The sequence below is a fragment of the Bacillus sp. 22483 genome, from assembly GCF_052044605.1.
In the GTDB taxonomy this organism is placed as follows: domain Bacteria; phylum Bacillota; class Bacilli; order Bacillales; family Bacillaceae; genus Bacillus; species Bacillus altitudinis.
Genome location: NZ_JBQENU010000006.1, coordinates 48618 through 69883 on the forward strand (window position 1 = coordinate 48618; position 21266 = coordinate 69883).

General features: G+C 41.5%; 20 protein-coding genes. 13 read left to right on the plus strand and 7 right to left on the minus strand.

Annotated elements, in window-relative coordinates; genetic code table 11:
• Positions 1-72 precede the first annotated feature (72 nt).
• The 5 genes from leuS (at position 73) to ACTJJQ_RS10775 (ending at position 6929) form a co-directional block, all read left to right on the plus strand.
• The gene (gene leuS / locus ACTJJQ_RS10755; RefSeq protein ID WP_048001444.1) at positions 73-2487 is read left to right on the plus strand and encodes a leucine--tRNA ligase; all 2415 of its coding nucleotides are present in this window, start codon (positions 73-75) and stop codon (positions 2485-2487) included.
• 130 nt (positions 2488-2617) lie between these two features.
• Positions 2618-3520, plus strand: a complete 903-nt coding sequence (locus ACTJJQ_RS10760; protein WP_017367887.1) for a dienelactone hydrolase family protein — start codon at positions 2618-2620, stop codon at positions 3518-3520.
• 52 nt (positions 3521-3572) lie between these two features.
• Positions 3573-4325, plus strand: a complete 753-nt coding sequence (locus tag ACTJJQ_RS10765) for an NAD-dependent epimerase/dehydratase family protein (protein ID WP_272511814.1) — start codon at positions 3573-3575, stop codon at positions 4323-4325.
• A 218-nt stretch (positions 4326-4543) separates the two neighbouring features.
• Positions 4544-5404, plus strand: coding sequence for a carbohydrate ABC transporter permease (locus ACTJJQ_RS10770; RefSeq protein WP_098680761.1), 861 nt, complete (start codon positions 4544-4546; stop codon positions 5402-5404).
• A gap of 25 nt (positions 5405-5429) precedes the next feature.
• Positions 5430-6929, plus strand: a complete 1500-nt coding sequence (locus ACTJJQ_RS10775) for an extracellular solute-binding protein (RefSeq protein ID WP_008343015.1) — start codon at positions 5430-5432, stop codon at positions 6927-6929.
• A gap of 44 nt (positions 6930-6973) precedes the next feature.
• On the opposite strand, the gene ACTJJQ_RS10780 is transcribed toward ACTJJQ_RS10775, so the two are convergent.
• Both ACTJJQ_RS10780 and ACTJJQ_RS10785 read right to left on the minus strand, forming a co-directional pair.
• The gene (locus ACTJJQ_RS10780; RefSeq protein ID WP_440600197.1) at positions 6974-7813 is read right to left on the minus strand and encodes an aldo/keto reductase; all 840 of its coding nucleotides are present in this window, start codon (positions 7811-7813) and stop codon (positions 6974-6976) included.
• 13 nt (positions 7814-7826) lie between these two features.
• A complete protein-coding gene (locus ACTJJQ_RS10785; protein ID WP_440600198.1) occupies positions 7827-9014 on the minus strand; it encodes an MFS transporter in 1188 nt (395 codons plus the stop codon).
• A gap of 154 nt (positions 9015-9168) precedes the next feature.
• On the opposite strand from ACTJJQ_RS10785, the gene ACTJJQ_RS10790 reads away from it, so the two are divergent.
• Positions 9169-9540: a winged helix-turn-helix transcriptional regulator gene (locus ACTJJQ_RS10790; protein ID WP_008343017.1), complete on the plus strand. Its 372-nt coding sequence runs from the start codon at positions 9169-9171 to the stop codon at positions 9538-9540.
• 35 nt (positions 9541-9575) lie between these two features.
• Here the strand turns inward: ACTJJQ_RS10790 and ACTJJQ_RS10795 are convergent, their stop codons facing one another.
• Positions 9576-11876 carry a helix-turn-helix domain-containing protein gene (locus ACTJJQ_RS10795; RefSeq protein WP_178930474.1) on the minus strand — a complete coding sequence of 767 codons (2301 nt, stop codon included), beginning with the start codon at positions 11874-11876 and terminating at the stop codon, positions 9576-9578.
• Positions 11877-12107: 231 nt separating this feature from the next.
• Between ACTJJQ_RS10795 and ACTJJQ_RS10800 the strand changes: the two genes are divergently transcribed.
• The 7 genes from ACTJJQ_RS10800 to ACTJJQ_RS10830 all read left to right on the plus strand — a co-directional run bounded on the left by ACTJJQ_RS10800 (position 12108) and on the right by ACTJJQ_RS10830 (position 17391).
• Complete coding sequence (locus tag ACTJJQ_RS10800) at positions 12108-13073, plus strand: ABC transporter permease (protein ID WP_046344262.1); 966 nt, start codon at positions 12108-12110, stop codon at positions 13071-13073.
• 18 nt (positions 13074-13091) lie between these two features.
• Positions 13092-14204, plus strand: a complete 1113-nt coding sequence (locus tag ACTJJQ_RS10805) for a glycoside hydrolase family 88/105 protein (protein ID WP_377836847.1) — start codon at positions 13092-13094, stop codon at positions 14202-14204.
• Positions 14201-14725 carry a lipoprotein YteS gene (locus tag ACTJJQ_RS10810; RefSeq protein ID WP_350390198.1) on the plus strand — a complete coding sequence of 175 codons (525 nt, stop codon included), beginning with the start codon at positions 14201-14203 and terminating at the stop codon, positions 14723-14725. The genes ACTJJQ_RS10805 and ACTJJQ_RS10810 overlap by 4 nt, the downstream gene beginning before the upstream one ends.
• 18 nt (positions 14726-14743) lie before the next feature.
• On the plus strand, positions 14744-16033 hold the full coding sequence (locus tag ACTJJQ_RS10815; protein WP_350390197.1) for a Gfo/Idh/MocA family protein: 1290 nt from the start codon (positions 14744-14746) through the stop codon (positions 16031-16033).
• Between the two features lie 24 nt (positions 16034-16057).
• Positions 16058-16741 carry a YesL family protein gene (locus ACTJJQ_RS10820; RefSeq protein WP_046527550.1) on the plus strand — a complete coding sequence of 228 codons (684 nt, stop codon included), beginning with the start codon at positions 16058-16060 and terminating at the stop codon, positions 16739-16741.
• A gap of 54 nt (positions 16742-16795) precedes the next feature.
• The gene (locus tag ACTJJQ_RS10825) at positions 16796-17107 is read left to right on the plus strand and encodes a rhodanese-like domain-containing protein (RefSeq protein ID WP_017358336.1); all 312 of its coding nucleotides are present in this window, start codon (positions 16796-16798) and stop codon (positions 17105-17107) included.
• Positions 17108-17208: 101 nt separating this feature from the next.
• Positions 17209-17391, plus strand: a complete 183-nt coding sequence (locus tag ACTJJQ_RS10830; RefSeq protein WP_003217582.1) for a sporulation protein Cse60 — start codon at positions 17209-17211, stop codon at positions 17389-17391.
• A gap of 31 nt (positions 17392-17422) precedes the next feature.
• On the opposite strand, the gene ACTJJQ_RS10835 is transcribed toward ACTJJQ_RS10830, so the two are convergent.
• From ACTJJQ_RS10835 to ACTJJQ_RS10850, 4 genes are all read right to left on the minus strand, one after another.
• Positions 17423-17947, minus strand: coding sequence for a CbrC family protein (locus ACTJJQ_RS10835; RefSeq protein ID WP_017358334.1), 525 nt, complete (start codon positions 17945-17947; stop codon positions 17423-17425).
• Positions 17948-18080: 133 nt separating this feature from the next.
• Entirely contained in the window at positions 18081-19613 is a 1533-nt protein-coding gene (gene opuD / locus ACTJJQ_RS10840; protein WP_017358333.1) for a glycine betaine transporter OpuD, read from the minus strand.
• Between the two features lie 140 nt (positions 19614-19753).
• Positions 19754-19951 (minus strand): hypothetical protein, encoded by a 198-nt coding sequence (locus ACTJJQ_RS10845; RefSeq protein WP_008343027.1) that lies wholly within the window; start codon positions 19949-19951, stop codon positions 19754-19756.
• The gene (locus ACTJJQ_RS10850) at positions 19948-21219 is read right to left on the minus strand and encodes an NAD(P)/FAD-dependent oxidoreductase (RefSeq protein WP_048002545.1); all 1272 of its coding nucleotides are present in this window, start codon (positions 21217-21219) and stop codon (positions 19948-19950) included. Before ACTJJQ_RS10850 ends, ACTJJQ_RS10845 begins: the two co-directional genes overlap by 4 nt.
• Positions 21220-21266: the final 47 nt, after the last annotated feature.

Here is a 21266-nt window from a genome sequence, read left to right on the forward strand (position 1 = left end):
TTAGAAAAATCTGAATTCTTGCAGTGGTCATCTGTGCAGATAAAGCCGTACACATTAAAGGAGGTTTTCACATTGAGTTTTCAGCATCGGGAAATTGAAAAGAAGTGGCAGGATTATTGGCTGACACATAAAACATTCGCCACATCTGACTCGGAAGATAAGCCAAAGTTTTATGCGCTAGATATGTTTCCTTATCCATCAGGAGCAGGGCTTCATGTAGGGCATCCTGAAGGATACACAGCAACGGATATTTTATCACGTATGAAACGTATGCAGGGATACGATGTTCTTCATCCAATGGGATGGGACGCATTTGGTCTTCCAGCGGAACAATATGCGCTGGATACAGGAAATGATCCAGCTGCATTTACAGAAGAGAACATTAATAATTTCCGCCGCCAAATTCAATCATTGGGCTTCTCGTATGATTGGGATCGAGAAATTAACACGACAGATCCGAATTATTATAAATGGACGCAGTGGATTTTCTTGAAATTGTACGAAAAAGGATTGGCGTATATTGATGAAGTACCTGTAAACTGGTGCCCAGCACTTGGTACAGTCCTTGCAAATGAAGAAGTCATTGATGGGAAAAGTGAGCGCGGAGGGCATCCTGTTGAAAGACGTCCAATGAAGCAATGGATGCTAAAAATTACAGCATATGCGGACAGGCTATTAGAAGATTTAGAAGACATTGATTGGCCTGAAAGCATCAAAGACATGCAGCGCAACTGGATTGGACGTTCTGAAGGTGCACATGTTCACTTCGAAGTAGAAGGACATGACGAACAGTTTACTGTGTTTACAACACGTCCTGATACACTATTTGGTGCAACATATGCCGTTCTTGCACCAGAGCATACACTAGTTGAAAAAATTACAACAGCTGCTCAAAAAGAAGCAGTTGAAGCATATATCAAAGAAATTCAATCTAAGAGTGACTTAGAGCGAACAGATCTTGCTAAAACGAAAACGGGCATTTTCACAGGTGCTTATGCCATCAATCCATTGAATGGGGAAAAGATGCCGATCTGGATTGCAGATTATGTGTTAGCCACATATGGCACTGGAGCGATTATGGCAGTTCCTGCTCATGATGAGCGTGATTATGAATTCGCCAAAACATTCGATCTTCCCATCAAAGAGGTTGTCGAAGGTGGAGACATTGACAAAGAAGCCTACACAGGTGATGGAAAGCACATCAACTCTGATTTCTTAAACGGCTTAGGGAAAGAAGAAGCAATTGAAAAAGCGATTGCATGGCTGGAAGAACATCAAAAAGGTGAAAAGAAAGTCACTTATCGTTTAAGAGACTGGCTGTTCAGCCGTCAGCGTTACTGGGGAGAGCCAATTCCAATTATTCATTGGGAGGACGGAACATCTTCAGCTGTTTCAGAGGAAGAGCTTCCACTGATTTTGCCTAAGACGACTGAGATTAAGCCAAGCGGAACAGGTGAATCACCTTTAGCCAATATTAAAGACTGGGTTGAGGTTGTAGATCCTGTAACAGGTAAGAAAGGCCGCCGTGAAACGAATACGATGCCACAATGGGCAGGTAGCTGCTGGTACTTCTTACGTTATATTGATCCACATAACACAGAAGAACTTGCATCGCCTGAAAAGCTGAAGAAATGGCTTCCGGTTGATGTGTATATTGGTGGAGCAGAACATGCTGTGCTTCATCTGCTATATGCACGATTCTGGCATAAATTCTTGTATGATATTGGTGTTGTTCCAACAAAAGAACCGTTCATGAAATTGTTCAACCAAGGAATGATTCTTGGTGAAAATAATGAAAAAATGAGTAAATCAAAAGGGAATGTTGTCAACCCAGATGATATCGTAGAATCTCATGGTGCAGATACATTAAGACTGTATGAAATGTTCATGGGGCCTTTAGATGCGTCAATTGCTTGGTCTGAAACAGGTCTTGATGGTGCTCGTCGTTTCCTAGATCGTGTATGGCGTCTGTTTACAAATGAAGATGGCTCCATCAGTGATAAAGTGACAGAGCAATCTGGCGGGCCATTAGAGCGAAGCTACCATGAAACCGTCATGAAGGTAACAGATCATTATGAAGGCTTACGTTTCAATACTGGGATTTCACAATTAATGGTGTTCATCAACGATGCATACAAGGCTGACACACTGCCGAAAGAATATGCAGAAGGCTTTGTGAAACTTCTTTCTCCAATTGCACCGCATGTAGCGGAAGAGCTTTGGAATAAACTTGGTCATGAAGGGTCTATTTCTTATGAAGCATGGCCGCAATATGATGAGTCAAAACTTGTCGATGATGAAGTGGAAATTGTCGTACAGCTAAATGGAAAAGTGAAAGCAAAATTAACGGTTCCTGCTGATGCAACAAAAGAGCAGCTAGAAGAGCTTGCGAAAAATGATGCACGGATAAAAGAACAGCTTGAAGGGAAAACAATCCGTAAAGTGATTGCGGTTCCTGGAAAACTTGTCAATATTGTCGCGAACTAATGAACGCACCCATCGGTATCAGCCGATGGGTGTTGTTTATTTCCCGGGACATAATTTTGTCGAAAACAAGGTAATTCCTCCATCAATCTCGTATTTAACAAGTTGATCAAGAAAATGAGGAGTGACGTCAATGGAAAAGGAAAGCAAACGTGAACAACTGCTCAGTTTATTAGGGGAAATGCCGGAGCGCCATCGTGTGGAGGCGTATACGTTAAAGATTGAGGAACGTGAATCGTACTTAGTAGAAACACTCATTCTCTCTATTCATGGGGTGGAGGAAGTTCCGGCTTATTTTGTGAAGCCGAAAGATACAGTGAAAAAAAGGCCTGTTGTCTTGTTCCAGCATTCTCATGGTGGGAATTATGTGGATGGGAAAGAAGAGTTATTGAAGGGGGCTCATTATTTGCAAGCGCCTTCATACGCAAAAGAATTCACTTCAAAAGGTTATAGTGTGTTGGCGATTGACCACGCGGGATTTGGTGAAAGAAGGGGCAGAACAGAAAGTGAAATTTTCAAAGAAATGCTGTTAACAGGAAAAGTGATGTGGGGCATGATGCTGTATGAGAGCATGTGTGCAATTGATTATTTGTTGTCCCGCTCTGATGTGCTCCCAGAGCGTTTAGCTGTTTTTGGGATGTCAATGGGCGGTCTTCTTTCATGGTGGACGGCAGCACTTGATGAGAGGGTCAGTGTGTGTGTGGATCTTTGCGCACAGGTTGATCATCACACATTGATTGAAACGAATCATTTAGATAGACACGGTTTTTACTATTATGTACCGAGCTTAGCTAAGCACTTTACAGCAGCTGACATCCAAGAAATGATTTTCCCAAGACCGCATTTAAGCTTAGTTGGAAAACATGATCAGCTTACACCTGCTGAAGGTGTTGGACGAATTCAACAGACATTAAGTCAAGCCTATCAAGCTGCTTCCTTAAAGGAACGTTATCAGCTTGTAGGTTTACATGCAGGTCATTTTGAAACGGCTGCTATGCGCCACGAGGCTACACGTTTTTTGAAAAAGTGGCTGTAATCAATAGACGGCATGGACATACTACTCCGATAGAAGATGAAGGAGGAAACAGATGAAAAAAATCACCATGATTGGCGGATGTGGTGTCATCGGACGTTTATTAACTAAAGAGCTCTCTTCGGAGTATGACGTGACCATCATTGATCAAACAAGGTGTGTAGAAGAAGTCATCATGGCAGATGCGGCAATTGAAGAGAATTTGTTTCAAGTCATCCCAAGAGATACAGATGTGATCATTCATCTTTTAAACGTGGACATGACGCATGATGTGATGAATGAAAAGGAGTTTGCAAAAATGAATGATGTGTTTTGGAAAAGCACGTATGATATGTTTCGTTCAGCGGCCCGGTTAAGCATTCCAAAAGTCATTTTTGCAAGCAGTAATCATGTGACAGATCGATATGAAAAAGATGGTCACTCCTTACTAGGGCGAGAAATTACGACTGATGATGTACCAGCAACGAAAAATGTGTATGGCATTTTAAAATTTGCTTCCGAACAGCTTGGGCGTTTGTTTCACGATCAAACAGGTATGTCTGTCATCAATTTGAGAATTGGAACCGTCGTGACAGATGAGATGGAAGGATTGCACACCAAAAAAAGAACGAAACGAACGCTTCTTTCACATGAAGACCTTTTCGGCATGATCAAGGCTGCCATCGAAACGGACGTTCCATTCGGGACTTATTATGCCGTATCAGAAAACGAAGGAAAACCTTGGTCTACTGAGAAAACGAAGCAGGAGTTAGGCTACAGGCCAGATGTCAATACGGCAGAAATTCTGAAAGAAAACGATCAGGCATAGGGCATAATCATGACATTAGCTCATGATCTTTTTCTTTTCATTGATGAGGCTAAAAGCACGAATGGCATGATCATCTCTGTGGTCTGTCATGATGATTATAGACGCTTTCTTCCCCCGTTTGTTACATTTTAATCACGATATCGTCAAAGGCTGCAGCTTATGTTCAGACGAAATGATAACGCTTACAAAGAAAGGGCGTGATGAACATAGATCGTTCTATTAAAGGCCGATTGTTCAATGTATTTAATTACTCTTTTCTACTCATGTTCGCATTAATATGTGTGCTCCCGTTCATCCATGTCATTGCCGCCTCTTTTGCGACAGTAGAAGAGGTCATCTCAAAGAAGTTTATTTTGTTTCCAACGACGTTTTCTCTAGAGGCCTATCGCTATATCTTTTCTACAGATATTGTGTATCGCAGCCTGATTGTATCCATTCTTGTGACACTCGTTGGAACAGCGGTCAGCATGTTTTTATCCTCACTTATGGCGTATGGGCTGTCTCGTCAGGAGCTAAAGGGCAGGAGAACCCTCATGTTTCTCGTTGTCTTCACGATGCTGTTTAGCGGAGGGATGATTCCGACGTTTATTGTCGTGAAAACACTAGGGCTGCTTGATACTTACTGGTCACTCATTCTGCCAGTGGCCATCAATGCATTCAATTTGATCATTTTGAAAAACTTCTTTCAAAACATTCCGGCAAGCCTTGAAGAATCAGCGAAGATGGACGGCTGTAACGACTTAGGGATCTTCTTTAAAATCGTGCTGCCACTTTCTTTGCCAGCTATTGCGACGATTTCACTTTTTTATGCCGTGACGTATTGGAATACGTACATGACAGCCATTTTATATTTAAACGATTCAGTGAAATGGCCGATTCAGGTCCTGTTAAGACAAATCGTCATTGTATCAAGCGGTATGCAGGGAGATATGTCAGATATGGGCTCATCAACACCGCCGCCAGACCAAACCATTAAAATGGCGGTCATCGTCGTGGCGACCATTCCCGTTCTGCTTGTCTATCCATTTATTCAAAAGCATTTCAACAAAGGGGCATTACTAGGTTCTGTAAAGGGTTAAAAAGATGGAATAACGGAGGGATCTTATGGGGAGAAAGAAATTATGGCTGATTGCCTTTGTTTTGTTATTTGCCGCAAGCGGTATTCTGTCAGCTTGTTCAAGTAAAGGAGCAAGCTCATCAGATGAAAAGGTTGATTTAGACAAAAAGGTGAAACTGACATGGATGGCGATTTTGTATCATCAGCAGCCGCCAAAAGATTCAGTGTTAGAAGAGATTGAGAAGCTCACAAATACAGAGCTTGATATTACGTGGGTGCCTGATGCGGTGAAAGAAGACCGTTTAAATTCAGCACTTGCCGCAGGAAACCTCCCGCAAATTGTGACGATTCAAGACATTAAGAATTCATCTGCTATCAATGCGTTTAGATCAGGCATGTTCTGGGAAATCGGTCCATACTTAAAGGATTATCCAAATTTAAGTAAGATGAACGAACTGATTAATAAAAATGCCTCTATCGATGGGAAGCTTTATGGCATTTATAGAGAGAGACCACTTTCAAGACAAGGGATTGTCATTCGAAAGGATTGGCTTGAAAATTTAAATTTGGATACACCAAAAACGCTGGATGACCTTTATGAAGTAGCCAAGGCATTTACTGAAAAAGATCCGAACAAAAATGGCAAGGACGATACAATTGGTTTTACAGACCGTAACGATTTGATTTACGGTGCATTTAAAACGCTTGGTTCTTATGAAGGAATGCCAACAGATTGGAAAGAAGAAAACGGCAAATTTACGCCAGACTTTATGACGGATGAGTATATGAATACAATGAAATATATGAAAAAGCTGCGTGACAACGGCTATATAAACAAAGACTTCCCAGTCACAAGCAAAACGCAACAGCAAGAATTGTTCTCACAAGGAAAAGCGGGTATCTATGTTGGAAATATGGTAGATGCAGTGAACTTAAGAGATGATGCAACAGATAAAAACATGGAAGTGGATATTATCAACCGAATCAAAGGCCCAGATGGCAAAGAACGTGTATGGGCATCAGGCGGCCATAATGGCATCTTCGCCTTCCCGAAAACAAGCGTCAAATCAGAAGCAGAGTTAAAGAGAATTTTGGCTTTCTTTGACCGAATTGCAGAAGAAGACGTGTATGGTCTCATGACATACGGGATTGATGGAAAGCATTATAACAAACAAGATGGAAATACATTTGTGAGGGAAGAAAGCCAAGTGAAAAGCTGGCAGACAGATGTACAGCCGCTTGTCAGCCTCGTAGGGATTGATAAACGTTACTTGAAAAATAAAGGCGATGCAGTTCGTACAAAATATGAAGAGCTAGAAGAAGACAATAAAAACATCATTGTCGCTAACCCTGCTGAAAGCCTGTATTCAGAAACAGCATCAGAGCGAGGAAATGAATTGAAGAAAATCATCGATGATGCGACCTATAAGTTCATTCTTGGTGATATCAACGAAGAACAATTTAAGAAAGATGTAGAGAAGTGGAAATCAAATGGTGGAAATAAAATCATAGAAGAATATGAAGCTTCCTTTAAAAAATCAAAATGATGAACATGAAGACCCCCGCTTAGTAAAAAGCGGGGGTGTTTTCATTAAAAATCGAAGTTGTCTGGATCAGGACCAATTCGTTTATTTTCATTTAAGTCAGACAGGCGCTTCATATCCTCATCAGATAGGACAAAATCAAAAATATCGGCATTTTCTTTTAAACGATGGGCTTTCGTTGATTTAGGAATCGTAATGACGCCTTTTTGCACATCCCAGCGCAAAATAATTTGAGCAGGTGTTTTGCTGTATGTGCCTGCAAGCTCCGTGATCAGCGGGTGGTGCAGCAGCTCTCCCTGCATAAGTGGTGACCAGGCTTCCATTTGGATGCCATGTGTTTTCAAATACGTAAACAGCGTTTCCTGCGTGAGTTTTGGATGAAACTCGACTTGATTAATTGCTGGAATGATGTCCGCATCTTTCAATAATTCGTCTAGATGATGCGGCTGAAAGTTACTCACACCGATGGCTCTGACTTTTCCTTCACGGTACAGCGTTTCAAGCGCGCGCCATGCTTCCTTGTATTTCCCTTCAACTGGCCAGTGAATTAAATACAGATCAAGATAATCAAGCTGAAGTTTTTTCAGGCTGTCTTCGTATGCTTTTAGTGTCGCTTCATATCCTAAATCGGCATTCCACACTTTGGATGTCACAAAGATGTCTTCGCGGCGAAGGCCTGTTTCTGCTAGACCAAGTTGTATGCCTCGTCCAACACCTTCTTCATTGCCGTAAATAGAAGCTGTATCAATACTGCGATATCCTAATTGAATGGCTGTTTTAACAGCTTCAATTAATTCCGTTCCCTCTTCAACCTGAAAGACCCCAAGACCAAATCCTGGCATGCGGACGCCGTTGTTTAATGTTTTTTTACTTTGTAAATCATTCATATGAAAGACTCCTTTAAATGGTTTGTTTGTTTTCTTTTTGTTCGATTTGATGACTCACCATCGTGAGTATGGCCGCCATGAGCACCATGATGCCGCCAACCCAGCCGGTATGCACAAGCCCAAGGGTATCTGTCACGATGCCGCCTAAAAATGAACCAATGGCGATACCTGCATTAAAGGCAGCGATATTCAGAGCGGAAGCGACATCGACAGCTCCGGGTGTATACCTTTCCGCAAAATCAACGACGGCAACTTGAAGGCCGGGTACGTTCATGAAAGCAAAAAGTCCCATCAGCATTACAGTTCCAATCCCGAGTGCCATAAATCCAGCAGTAAAGCTAAGGATAAACAAGATGAGACTTTGAATGATAAACATATAAATCAGTGCTTTCATTGGCTGTTTATTCGCTGCTTTTCCGCCAATGACATTCCCAGCGGCGATGGTCATCCCGTATAACAGCAGGATCAAGGCAACTGTTCCAGGCGCAAGACCTGTCACATGCTGTAAGAGAGGGGATAAATAGGTGAAGACGACAAAGGTTCCTCCATACCCTGTAGCAGTAATGACAAATAAAAGCAACATTCTTTTCGACTTTAATAAGGCCGCTTGATCCTTAAACGTTGTTTTCACGCCCTGTTTCAATTGAGACGGAACAAGGAAATAGTTAGAAATCAGTGCGATTAGGCCAATCATGACAATCACACCAAATGACGTACGCCAGCCGAGCTCATGACCAAGAAACGTACCGAATGGCACACCGGTCACAGTAGCGACTGTTAAACCAGTGAACATAAAGGCAATAGCGCTTGCCCGCTTTTCTTTCACCACAAGGCTTGCGGCAATGGTCGAGCCAATCGACATAAATACGCCATGTGATAGGGCTGAAATCACTCGTCCGATTAAGAGTACAGAAAAAGTCGGGGCAATCGTGGCGAGTGTATTTCCGATCAAAAAGACGAGCATAATGAGCAAAAGCAATGTCTTTTTTTTCATCGTTGACGTAAGTGAGGTTAGAATTGGCGCGCCAAAGGTAACACCGAGCGCATATAAAGAAACGGTCCAGCCGGCCTGGCTGACACTCACGCCAAAGTCCTCTGAGATCATCGGCAGAAGACCTACAGAGATAAATTCAGTTGTACCTATAGCAAATGCACTAATCGCTAGTGCGAGAAGGGCAAAGTGATTTTGTTTGTTTTGCATCGTGATTCACATCCTTCTTTCATGACATTTTGATAGACGAAGCCGATCGGCAAGAGTTATTATCTAACATAGATGACAGAAAAAAAAGTACGTACTTTTTTGTAATATAGGTACTAAAAAGTGCCTGTACAGCATCAAAAGGAGTGAAGCGACGTTGGAAAAGAAGAAATATAATATCTCTGTGGAGGCAACGCTTGAGGTGATCGGCGGGAAATGGAAGTGTGTCATCTTATGTCATTTAACACATGGGAAAAAGCGGACGAGTGAACTGAAGCGTCTCATGCCAAATATCACGCAAAAAATGCTCACACAGCAGCTGAGAGAGCTTGAAAATGATGGTGTGATTAACCGCATTGTATATGAACAAGTGCCGCCTAAAGTGGAGTATGAATTAAGTGAATACGGACAGTCACTTGAGCGAATTTTGAATGCGTTATGTGATTGGGGGGCAGCCCATATTGAACGAGTGTATGGCGAGCCGCTTTCAGTGCTGGAAGACAGTATTCTAAATGAACAGTTTAAATAAAAAAGTCCCGCTTCTTGTGAGAGCGGGACTTTGCTTTATGTGCCTTTTTTCTGATCACGGTATTTCCCAGGTGTCGTGCCTTCCAGCTTTTTAAAGGAGCGGATGAAATTTTGCGGATTTTTGTATTTTAGCTTTTCCGAAATTTCTTTCACCGACATATCCGTCTCTACCAACCAGTTTTTGGCGACATGATGTCGGTAAGACGAGAGATATTCACTAAAGGAGATATCCATTTCTTTTCTAAAAATACTACTTAAATAATTTGGATTGTAGTGTAGGCGTGTAGCGATTTCGTCCAATGTCAGATCTGAGTCAAATTCTTGATGAATGATATGAATGATTTTCTCTGAGATATTTTTATATTGAGAGTCTTCACGTGCGCCGAGCTGATCAATGATGGGTCGAATGATCTCATGTTTCAGCCACGCTTCTGTATCTTCAAACGTTTTAAACTCAAAGATCGTATCATAGAGCATTTTATTATCTTCGACTTCAAACAATTCGATGCCTAGCAAATGCATCAGCTCAATGAGATTGTTTAAAAAACGAGCGAGAGCAATCTGGTACTCATGTGGTCCAGCATTTTTAGAAAAAATGGATTGCAGAAGCACATGTAAATAGTGATCTGCCTTGCCTTGATCGCCTGCTTTAATGGCATCAAATAAATCATGCTGCAGTTGTTTTGGGAAATGAGTCTTAAACGTCTTTCCTTGCTGAATGTGCTCGTATAAAAGAATGGATTTTTTCTCTGCTTTGAGCCTATATTTTAAGGCTTCTTTTCCCTCAATATAAGCATGTTTGGCCATAGAGAGCTCTTTAAATGAGCGACTGATCCCAATGCTGATCGACAAGCCCAGCTCTTCCTCAATTCGCTGCTGAATTGTTTCGGCTAATTGATTTAAATATTCAGTAAATTCCTCTTCTGACTTCGATTGATTGAGAACAATCGTCGTTTGATGCTGATTGACAACGGTCGGCTGAAGGTGCTCATCTAGCGGAATAATCTGCTCGATCAGTCCATTTATCGCAAATAAAAGCAAGTCTGCATCCTTTTTTTCATACGGCGTTCCTTTTAGTGTATCGATTTGGGTCACAAGCATGGACAAATGGGACCAGTCACGAGGAAAGCCTAGACTTTGAAATCGGTTGTGAATCTCTTCTTCCGTCAGCTTGCCAAGCAGCAGCCGCACCATAAAGTATTGCTGTAAGTGTGTCACTTGCTGCTCAATCCGTTCCTCTAGATCATTGTTTTGATCTTTCATTTGTTTAATGCTCGATTCGATGAGCTCAAATTCATTTTGGAAAGGCTGTTTATGCAAAAACGACTCATTACGTGCAAAGGATTCGTATAATAAGCGAATCGGTTTATAAAAGTGTCTAGAGCCAAACCATGAAAATAACAATGAAAGCGCTAACAAAATAAAGCAAATAATAAAGGTGATCCACCCGATTGATTTCGTTTGCTGCTTTAGTTCTGGAATGGAGACAAAGGATAAGTATGTCCATTCGTTATAATCTGATTTTTGAAACGTAATTTGATAGTTTAGTTCATCGATTTTCATATCAAATTGTCCGGATCGTTCTTCAAGTGACAGGACATGTTTGACGAAATCTTGATTTTTTAACGAGTCACCAATTTGTTCTTTTCGATTATGTAGCAGCACTTTTCCGTTTGTATCAATGACAAACATACTATCAGATTGAGAGAAGTCAGGCATGTTGTCAGCAATCACGCAGCTTGGAATGCTGGCGACGGCGATCCCCTTTTTTTGGACACTATTCATCGGAAGCTGCTTGATTAAATTCACATTGTATTTGCAAAAGGATGTCTTTCCTTCTTTTGTTGAGACAAGTGGATTATTTTCTTCAAGTGCCCAGCTGGAATGACTCGGAATATTGAGGTAAGAGGTTAACGCTTTCTCTTGATCCCCGTTTGAGACATGATAAAGACCAGAATTGTTCATATACCAATCTTCCATTTTACTAACAAGTGTAATATTGGAGAGATCGGTGTCGAAGGTTTGCAGGTAATTCAGTTCTTGCTGGACTTGATTATAAAGTTGGAATTGGTCTGGATTTAAAGGTTCTGCCAGTGTTTGAAGGAGAGGCGGCGAACTGACATAGTGAGTGAGAGAATGATCTACTGTCTTTAGAATATGCTCAATATTGGATTGCGTTTGTTTGACGCTGTCCAGCTTTTCATTTGAAATATTTTCGAGTGCAGTTTTTTGCGAATGCTGATAAGAAAAAATACCGACAATAATAACAGGAATCGTACTAAGCACGAAAAAAAACGTCACCAGCTTGTAATAAAATTTATACTGCTTTCTTTTCATAAAACCCCCCATTTCAAACGAAACAATCTTTTCCCCTTAGTTTATTAATCCAAAAATCTGGTAGGTTTGTCAATAATCATTTTCTGAGATTAGGATCATTTTCTTATGTTTTATGTAACGTTTTGAGTAGCTTCCCCTGAGTAAATATGATCTGATGATATGATTGTAGACGGATTTTTCATCCTTAAGATACAGTTAACACATGCATCAGCATGAGGGGAGGCTTTATCTGTGAAAACACAGGATGTCACTGCCAAGGGTGTGCCTGCGGCAGCTTTGAAAAAAGAAAAGAGAAAGCGCTTACTTAATCAATTGCTTAGTCAAAAATTTCTGTATTTAATGATTTTGCCAGGGCTCATTTATTTTCTTGTCTTTAAATATGTCCCTATGTGGGGGCTGATCATTGCCTTTCAAGATTACCAGCCGTTTCTCGGAATTCTTGGCAGTGAGTGGGTTGGCTTCAAACACTTTATTCGATTATTTACAGAACCAACATTTTTCATCTTATTAAAAAATACGCTCATTTTATTTGCCATGAATGTCGTGATTTTCTTTCCGATTCCGATCTTATTAGCTCTTCTTTTAAACGAGGTCAGATTGGCACTGTTTAAGAAATTTGTTCAGACGATGATTTATATTCCTCACTTCATGTCATGGGTGATTGTCGTGTCCTTATCTTTTGTTTTGTTAACGGTAGATGGCGGGTTAATCAATGAATTGATTGCTTTCTTTGGAGGAGAAAAGATTAACTTCCTTCTTAGTCAAGAATGGTTTAGACCCATGTACATTTTGCAGGTAATCTGGAGAGAAGCGGGTTGGTCAACCATTATTTATCTTGCAGCGATTACAGCAGTAGATCCGCAGCTATACGAAGCAGCAAAAATGGATGGAGCCGGCAGACTCAGACAAATGTGGCACATCACCCTTCCTGCGATTAAAAGTGTCATTGTTGTACTGCTCATTTTAAAAATCGGTGATACGTTAGAGCTTGGATTTGAACATGTCTATTTATTACTCAATGCGACCAACAGGGAAGTTGCAGAGATTTTTGATACGTATGTGTATACAGCTGGTCTGAAGCAAGGACAATTCAGCTATAGTACCGCTGTTGGTTTATTTAAAGCAGCCGTTGGACTTATTTTGGTCATGATGGCGAACCGTTTAGCGAAGAAGTTTGGAGAAGAAGGGATTTATTAAAAGGGGAGATGAAGACCAATGACATTATCGATTGAAAAGGGATCACCGCTTGAGCATGCAGAGAAATTAGCACAAACAATAATGAAAGCGTATACACCGATTGAACTTCCGCCAGCTGGAAGGTGGCACTATCATCAAGGGGTTTTCCTTTGCGGAGTGATGAAGCTTTACGAAGCAACAGAAAACGAGGCGTACTTTGATTATGTGAAAAATTATGCAGACTCACTCATTGATGACCATGGGAATCTGTTATTCCGCAGAGACGAGCTTGATGCCATTCAAGCAGGGCTCATTTTATTCCCGCTGATTGAAAGAACGGGAGAGAAGCGGTATGTGAAGGCAGCAGAAAAGCTTCGGGGGCTTTACCTGACGCTGAATCGCACGTCTGAGGGCGGATTTTGGCATAAAGACAATTATGCCTATCAAATGTGGCTAGATGGTCTTTATATGGGTGGGCCTTTTGCTTTAAAGTATGCCCAGTTGACAGGAGAATCGGAGCTGGTGGACATGGTCATCCATCAAGAGCATCTCATGAGAAAGCATACCAAAGATGACAAAACGGGTCTTTACTATCACGCATGGGATGAACGGAAAGTGATGCCATGGGCTGATCAACAGACGGGCTGTTCCCCAGAATTTTGGGCAAGATCCTTTGGCTGGTATGTCCTTGCGTTAGCCGATATGATCGAAGATTTGCCAGAAGGTCATGAAGGACGAAAATTGTGGAAGGACACACTGACAGATATGCTGGAAAGTGTAGCAAAGTATCAGGACGACGAAACAGGTCTATGGCATCAGATCATTGATAAAGGAAGTCATAGCGACAACTGGCTTGAAAGCTCAGGGTCATGTCTATTCATGTATGCGATGGCAAAAGCCATGAATGAAGGATATGTCAGTCTTCGATATGTTGATCACGTGGTCAAAGCGTATCAAGGGTTGATTCAGTATAAAACGGAGGAAAAAGACAACGGCGATTTTACGGTGAACGACATTTGTATTGGAACATCTGCGGGTTTTTATGATTATTACGTTGGCAGAGAGCGGAGCACGAATGATTTGCATGGAGCAGGCGCTTTTATTATGGCGTTAACTGAACTAGAAAAGCTGTCTGTGTTTCAAAAGGTATGAGGCGGCATCAAAGGGCTGCGGCATGGCTCTTAAGTTTCATCGCTGCCTTTTATTTGTCAGCCTGTCAGGGGAAGACAGAGGGAATTGATGTCCTTATTTTTTCTGACATGTCAAAGGGAATGAAAGATCAATTAGTGGAGAAGGCTTTTCAGCCAAATCAGGAGACATACGACGTTCACATCTTCCCTGCAATTCCTGAAAAACTTCTTGTTGAAATTACTGCAAAAGAGGGGGACGTGATGTTTGTCCCGGAAGAAATGTTTAGAACATATGATGATCCTGAAAGCTTTCAGCTGCTTGAAGAGATGCGAATAGATGGCGAAGGGGCAGGACCATATACGGTAGAAGATGCAAAGACGGGAAATACAGTCGATTATGCGGTCCAAATCAAGAAAGGAACGAAGCAGCTAAACGGCTATACCTTTCGATTACACCGAGATATGGTCGCCTTCATTCCTGTGTATGCGGAGAAATCTAAAGAGGCACTGTCTCTCATGAAGCAGCTTCGTGAAAACCAATAGAAAAAGGGGTGGGGGAATGTGAAAAGGGTCGCCGTTTGCGGGCTCAGTCACCGTGCTTTCAATATGTTTATCAAACCGCTCACCGAGGATTTCAATGAGCATTACAGGATTACAGGGCTCTTAGATGTAGATGAGAAGCGGTATACACTGTGTCAGGAGCGTTTTCCATCACTAAGGGGCGTCTCATTTTTTCATGAGGATGCATTTGATCAGATGGTGAAGGAAGCAAGACCAGATATCGTCATTGTGGCGGGGCGAGATGATACACATGTCACATATATCCTGCAGGCACTGGATCATGATCTGGATGTCATAACGGAAAAGCCGATGGTCACAACAGCAAAAGACGCCAAACAGGTGATGGAAAAAGAGGCAGAAAGCAAAGGGAAGGTCACCGTCACCTTTAATTATCGCTACAATCCATTCCACCGAAAGATAAAAGAGCTCATTTTAGATGGAAAGATTGGAAGGGTCACGTCTGTTGAGTTAAGCTGGCTCATTGATACGTATCATGGAGCGAGTTATTTCAAAAGGTGGAACCGCTCGCGTCAATATTCAGGCGGTCTGTCTATTCATAAATCGACCCATCATTTTGACTTGGTCAACTGGTGGATTGATCAAAAGCCGAAGCAAGTATTTGCCTATGGCGCACTGAATTATTATGGGAATGAAAGTCCTTGGAATCCTTTGCAGGGTGAAGGGAATCGATATTGCGGAACCTGTCATGTAAGAGATACCTGTCATTATGAAGCAAGGTGGAATCCGCGGGTAGAGCGTTCAAAGGTGGAGGATGACCATATTGAATCAGGTGAGCAGCAGTCAAAGCAATACTCGAATTATCGCCCGGATGCCTGTATTTTTGATCAAGAAATTGATATTGAGGATACATACGTGGCGTCAGTGGCTTATGATCAGGGGGCTTTGTTAAGTTACTCGATTCAATTTTCAGCGCCATATGAAGGCTACCGGCTTGCGATTAACGGGACGAAGGGACGGATTGAAACAAATGAGTTTCATGTGCCATCGAGAATCCCTTTTCAATTCCCTGAACAGACAATTGCATACTACCCGATGTTTGGTGGAAAAGAAACGATTGAAGTTGTGAAGCAATCAGGTGGTCATGGAGGTGGAGATCCGCTATTATTAGCAGATTTATTTTTAGGAAAAGATCCGCTCATTCCTTATGACATTTCAGCAGGAGCAGAGGCGGGTGCTTATTCCATTGCACTTGGCGAAGGCATGTGGCGCTCAGTTGCAGAAAAACGCCCGATTGAAATAGAAGAATTGTTTCAAAAAGAGACGGTGTAACGAGAAAGAGAGGAGGGACGAGAGATGGATCATGATGGATCAATGAGCAGAATGCTGCGTATGTGTGAGTGGGTGATGAGACTCGCCTATACGAATTTGTTATGGCTTTTGTTCACTTTACTTGGGCTTGGAATCTTTGGCTTCATGCCTGCAACAACAGCGTTATTTTCTGTGATGAGAAAGTGGATACAAGGGCATGAGCAAGTCAGCGTCTTTCAAACCTTTTGGAAAGTATACCGCGAAGAATTTGTACGCTCTAATGTCATTGGAGTGGTGCTGGTCACCATCGGGACGATTATTTATGTAGACCTTGCTTATATTTATCCAACGAGTTGGTTTTTACACGTGCTTCGCTTTGCGATCTATATCTTTGGTTTTCTGTTTATTGTCAGCTTGTTTTATATCTTTCCGCTGCTGGCTCATTATGATTGGAAAAAGCGTCTTTATTTGAAATTTTCCCTTCTGCTTGGCATCTCGTATTTGCAATATACGCTCTCTATGCTCGTTTTCTCGGCTATTCTCTTTATCCTATTTGCTTATTTGCCAGGGATCGTGCCGTTTTTTAGCATCAGCATTCTCGCATATGGCCACATGTGGCTAGCCTATCAAGTGTTTAAAAAGATAGAGTTTGAAAGCGAACAGCCGGCAGTTGATGTGAAGAAACGATTCCCGTCTTTCCTTCAATCCAAGCGGGTGAATACGCAGTGACGTGTATGATTTGCTATAATGGTGTCACCGTGATTAAAAGGAGAGATGAGAGTCGTGTCTGTAAAAGAAATTTCAATAGAAGAATTAAAGCAAAAGCTAGAGCAAGAAGAAGCCATTCAACTCGTCGATGTGCGTGAGGATGAAGAGGTAGCAGAAGGCATGATTCCAGAGGCAGTCCATATTCGAATGGGCGATATTCCTGAGAAGCTAGATGCGTTTGATAAGACGCAAGAGTATTATATTATTTGCCGTTCTGGTAAACGCAGTGAGAATGTCTGCTATTTCTTAGAAGACCAAGGCTATCAAGCAACCAATGTCGTTGGCGGCATGCTTGCATGGACAGGAGAAACAAAACCGAAGCTGTAAAAAGAAGTCCTTTCATCGACAAGATGGAAGGCTTTTTTTGTTCATATGTCCGTCTCTATTTGCATAAAAATAGAGTAGCAAGAGAAGGGAGAGTGACATATGTGCTGAAGGTAGCTGTATTTGATGAAGAACATGAGAAAGATTTGCAAAGCGAAATCAATCTTTTTTTAAAAGGAATGGACGACGACCAAATTATTGACATTAAATACAATGTGGCGGTGATATGTGAGCAAGGAGGAGAGCAGCTCTACTGTTTTTCAGCGCTCATTTTATATAAAAAATAAAAGGACCTGCTGAAAGGTCCTTTTGCCATGATCAACTAGCGTCAATATGTAAACGATGCTTTTTGCAGTGAACGCATTGAAAGAGATAGCCTTGCAAGTCTCCTCCGTTCACGAGCCATTGTTTCAGGTTCTCTTTTGTGAAATGTCCACCACTGCAAATCTCTTCAATATCCTCTGAGAGTTCTTCCTCTAAATGTTCAATTTCTTTCCATCCAACATACTGCACAATCGCGCAAAAATCGCCGCAATGGCTTAACCAATATTCCTGCTGCCATCCGCGGTAACCCGGCGTTCTGTAGATCAGTTCATCTATATATTCTTCATGATCAACGTCATCACAACTCACATCGTCTTGAAACATTCCATTATATGTTTGAGCAGCTGATCCATCTTTAATGCACCAAGGACAAATGCCAGAAACGTCTTCAACAGAATAAAAAGGACCATGATATACATAATCTCGTTCTTTCTCACAAACGGGGCATATCGTCTGCTCTTTTTTAATTACATGTAATGAAACTGGGTCTGGGTTGTACTTGAACGTAGGTAACGTCATATAAACCTCCATTATGTAGAAAAGTGATGATTCAACACTATTTTATCGGAATACGCGATGTCATGACAATCTTCAATTATTTCAACGAGAAAAAAAGCCGTTCGGATGAGGAACGACTTTTCTCTTGTGATGATTATGCTTTTTTTACTCTTGGACTTCTTGGTTTATTGTACTTATTTGCTTGTTTAATCGCTCTTCGTTCTTCATTTAATGATTTGTACAGAGATACAATCATTAAAATGATGACAACAGAGAACGGTAAAGCAGCAAGTTTGGCTGTGTTTTGTAAGGCTTCAAGACCGCCTGAAAATAAGAGCACTGCCGCAACTGCTGACTGGATAATACCCCAGCTGATCTTTACACTATTCGCTGGATTTAATGATCCATAGGTTGTCTGCATTCCGAGAACGAATGTAGCTGAGTCTGCTGATGTGATAAAGAATACCGCAATTAAAATAAGAGCTAGAATCGATGTGATCATTGCCAGCGGATATTCATTTAGTACTCCAAATAGCATGGTTTCCGTAGAAAGGCCTGCAACATCGACAATATTCTTTTGCTGTAAGTCCATCGCAGAAACACCGAAAATAGAGAACCAAAGAAATACAAGGATAGATGGAGCAACTAACACACCAACTAAAAACTCTCGAATGGTTCGTCCACGTGATACACGTGCAATAAAGATCCCGACAAATGGTGCCCAAGAGATCCACCATGCCCAATAAAAGATCGTCCATCCGTTAATCCATTCTCTCTTTTCAGGGTCATTTGGAGATAAGCGAAAGCTCATTTGAACGATGTTGGATAAGTATTGTCCAATAGAGTCAGTAAATGAATTTAAAATATAAACTGTTGGACCTACCAAAAGTAAGAAAAACATCAGAACAGCTGCTAATACCATGTTGATATTACTTAAATATTTAATCCCTTTACCAATACCGCTAAGAGCAGATGCAAGGAAGAGCACCGTCACAATGATGATAATAATCAATTGTGTGCTAAAGGCATTTGGAATGTTAAATAGATAATCCAATCCACCATTGATTTGTGCTGCGCCTAATCCTAAGCTCGTTGCAACACCAACAACTGTCGCAAACACAGCAATACAATCGATGGTTTTTCCGATCCATCCGTGCGTTTTATCTCCTAAAACTGGCTGCAGTGTTGCACTGATTAAGCCAGGCGCATCTTTTCTAAATTTAAAGTATGCAATGCAAAGCGCAACAATGGCATAGATCGCCCATGCATGAAGTCCCCAGTGGAAAAAAGTATAACGAAGGGAATCACGGAAGGCTTGTGCAGTTTCAGTGTCACCCGTTGGTGATTGAATCGCATAATGACTGATCGGTTCAGCTGCTCCGTAAAAAACAAGCCCAATACCCATTCCAGCACTAAATAGCATGGCAAACCAAGAAAAAAGACCAAATTCAGGCTCTTCACCTGGCTTTCCTAACGTAATTTTTCCGATAGGGCTAAAGATAAAGAATAGACAAAAGCCGACTAGAAGCGATACGACTAATAAATAATACCAGCCAAAGTCATTTGTAATGTATGTTTGAATTTGATCTGTCACATTTTGCAGTGATTCTGGAGAAAAGGCTCCCCATAGAACGGCAATAAATGTGATTGCAATCACAATCCAAAATACACTTGATACGTTTTTCACACCATCTCACTCTCCTGTTGTTCTACACGTTTAAGCAGAGGATTTTGTTTAATATCCCCTGTCTCAACTATTTTCAAACAAAAAGAGGCGAGTTTCTCACTCGACCTCTATTTTACCGTAACATGTTTTGCTTCCATTTATCAACCATCGATATGTGAAGATGACTTTTCTTCAATTCGTTTGCGCAGACGGTAGACATATTCTTTTAAACAAACAGCGAAAATCGTAAACGCTAAAATAATGGCGATTTTTAACGGGGTAATGGACAGCTTCATAAAGAAAGCGGCTGTCAAACTAATGACAACTGCAAGGACAATCGGAAGTGCACGTCTAATCATTGAGATCTCTCCTTTACTTCTAGTGCGGCATTCATGCCAGCTAACCTGCCTGTCACAAGTGCTGACGTAATATTGTAACCGCCTGTGTAACCGTGAATATCTAAAATTTCTCCGCAGAAATAAAGACCGGCCATTTTTTTAGATGCCATTTTCTTCGGTTCAATTTCTTTGACAGAAACGCCGCCCCCTGTAACAAAGGCTTTATCTAAAGAAAGCGTCCCATTTGCATGGACGATGAAATGTTTACAATCATGCGCAAAAGCGCGGAGTTTCTCTTTAGCGAGACCAGAAAATGTCTCCTGCGGATCAATGCCATTTCGTTCTAAAAGGAACAATAAATAGCGCTCTTGCATCCAAGATTTCAGGACATTTTTAATGGCTTTTTTTGGTTCATCTTTTAGATCACGATGAAGCTTTTGGAATAGCTCCTCGTCATTGAGCTTTGGGTATAAATCAATTTGAAGACGGACGGCCTGTTGCTTTTTCAGTTCTTTCACAACAAAGCCGCTGCATCTCAGAACGGCAGGACCTGATAAGCCAAAGTGTGTAAAGATCATATCCATGACATGAGTGACGACGGGTTTTCCTTTTTTATTTAAAACACTCACGGCCACACTTCTTAATGAAAGACCTTGAAGCACTTTGTCCTTAATAAAACGCTCGTCTGACGTGACGGGTACTTCTGTTGGGAAGAGCTCTGTAATGGTATGGCCAGCGGCTTCTGCCCATGCATAGCCATCGCCAGTAGAGCCTGTATGAGGCACACTTTTCCCGCCAACAGCAATGACAACGGCATGACTTGAAATTTTTTCATCATTATTTGTAACAATTCCAGCTGCTTGTCCGTCTTGATACAGAACGGTTTTAATCTTTTCATTCGTTCGAATGGTCACATTGAGCACGCGAAGCCTATCTAATAGGGCATCCACAACAGATTGTGCTTTGTTTGAGACAGGGAACATACGTCCATGGTCTTCTTCTTTTAGTTCAATACCTAGATTTTCAAAGAACGAGATAATATCCTCGTTATTGAACTCAGAAAATGCACTATATAGAAAACGGCCGTTTCCGGGAATATGCTTGATAATTTCTTCTACTGGAAGGCGATTGGTCACATTGCAGCGTCCACCGCCAGAAATGGCGAGCTTTCTGCCAAGTTTGTTTCCTTTGTCAATTAACAGAACCGATGCACCGTGTTCTGCCGATGCAATCGCGGCCATCAGTCCAGAAGGTCCACCGCCAATGACAATGACATCATAATGTTTCATGTTACATTCCTCTTTCTACTTTCAGTCATTTCTCTATTATAACGAAG